The organism is Pseudoalteromonas sp. PPB1 (genome assembly GCF_015356275.1).
Lineage (GTDB): Bacteria > Pseudomonadota > Gammaproteobacteria > Enterobacterales > Alteromonadaceae > Pseudoalteromonas > Pseudoalteromonas rubra_D.
Map to the genome: position 1 here is coordinate 1 of NZ_JACEQV010000080.1, position 1,142 is coordinate 1,142.

Here is a 1,142-nt window from a genome sequence, read left to right on the forward strand (position 1 = left end):
CCATCATTGATAAACGGGTCGGCCACAAAGCGCTCGGCGCTCAGGTCGGCACGATTAACATAACCCCGTGCCAGTCCTGTACCGGCAATATAAAGCTCACCAGCCACACCCGGTGGGCACAGGTTCAGTGCCCGGTCGAGTACATACAAACGGATCCCCGCAATCGGCGCACCAATCGGCACTGGCAACGCCGGATCGCCGTGACAGGTAAAGTGACTGACATCTACCGCCGCTTCTGTCGGGCCATATAAGTTATACAGCTTAGCCTGGGGCAATTTGCTCAGCGCCTGTGCCTGTACCTCGCTGGGCAGGGCTTCACCACTACACAGAATTCGGCGAATGCTGGTCGCGGTATGCACCAACTCATGGCCAATAAACGCCTGCAACATCGAGGGTACAAAGTGCAAGGTGGTGACGCCAAAATGATTAATGGTGTCGAGCAGCTGGGTGCTGTCTTTGTGCGCACCCGGCTCGGCAATCACCAGCTCCGCACCGTACATTAACGGCCAGAAAAACTCCCACACCGACACGTCAAACCCGAAGGGGGTTTTTTGTAGTACTTTGTCGTCTGCACCTATCGGATAGGCCGACTGCTGCCAGGCGATACGGTTGTAAATCGCGCTGTGCTGATTACCCACGCCTTTGGGCTTACCAGTCGAACCTGAGGTGTAAATCACGTAGGCCAGCTGAGTTGCCGGGATTTCGTGCGCAGGTAACTGCGAGGGATAGTCTGCCAATGACAAACTTTGATAGGTGATGCGCTCAGCCAAATCACTCAGGCTGTCCAGACGCGTCAGAGAGTCATCACCTAAGAACAGCGATAAACCACTATTGCTGGCGATATAAGCAATGCGATCCAAGGGCAGTGACGGCTCCAGCGGTACATAGGCCGCACCGGCCTTCACCACTGCCAGAATGCTTATCACCATTTCAAGACTGCGTTCAAACACCAGCGCCACTTTGTCCTCCGCACCAATGCCCCGGGCATTCAGACAATGGGCCAGTTGGTTAGAGGCCTGCTCCAGCTCAGCATAAGTCATGCTCTGCTGGGCAAAGCGCAGCGCCACCGCCTCGGGCGTACGCACACTTTGTTCACTGATCAGTGTCGTGATTGGACGCTGATAGTCAAACGCCGGGGTGCC

Annotated in this window: 1 protein-coding gene; it reads right to left on the minus strand. The window is 55.8% G+C overall.

What is annotated here, in order from left to right; all coding sequences use genetic code 11:
• Positions 1-1,142: amino acid adenylation domain-containing protein (locus IY568_RS24375; RefSeq protein ID WP_194868967.1), on the minus strand; the 1,142-nt coding region annotated here is incomplete at both ends.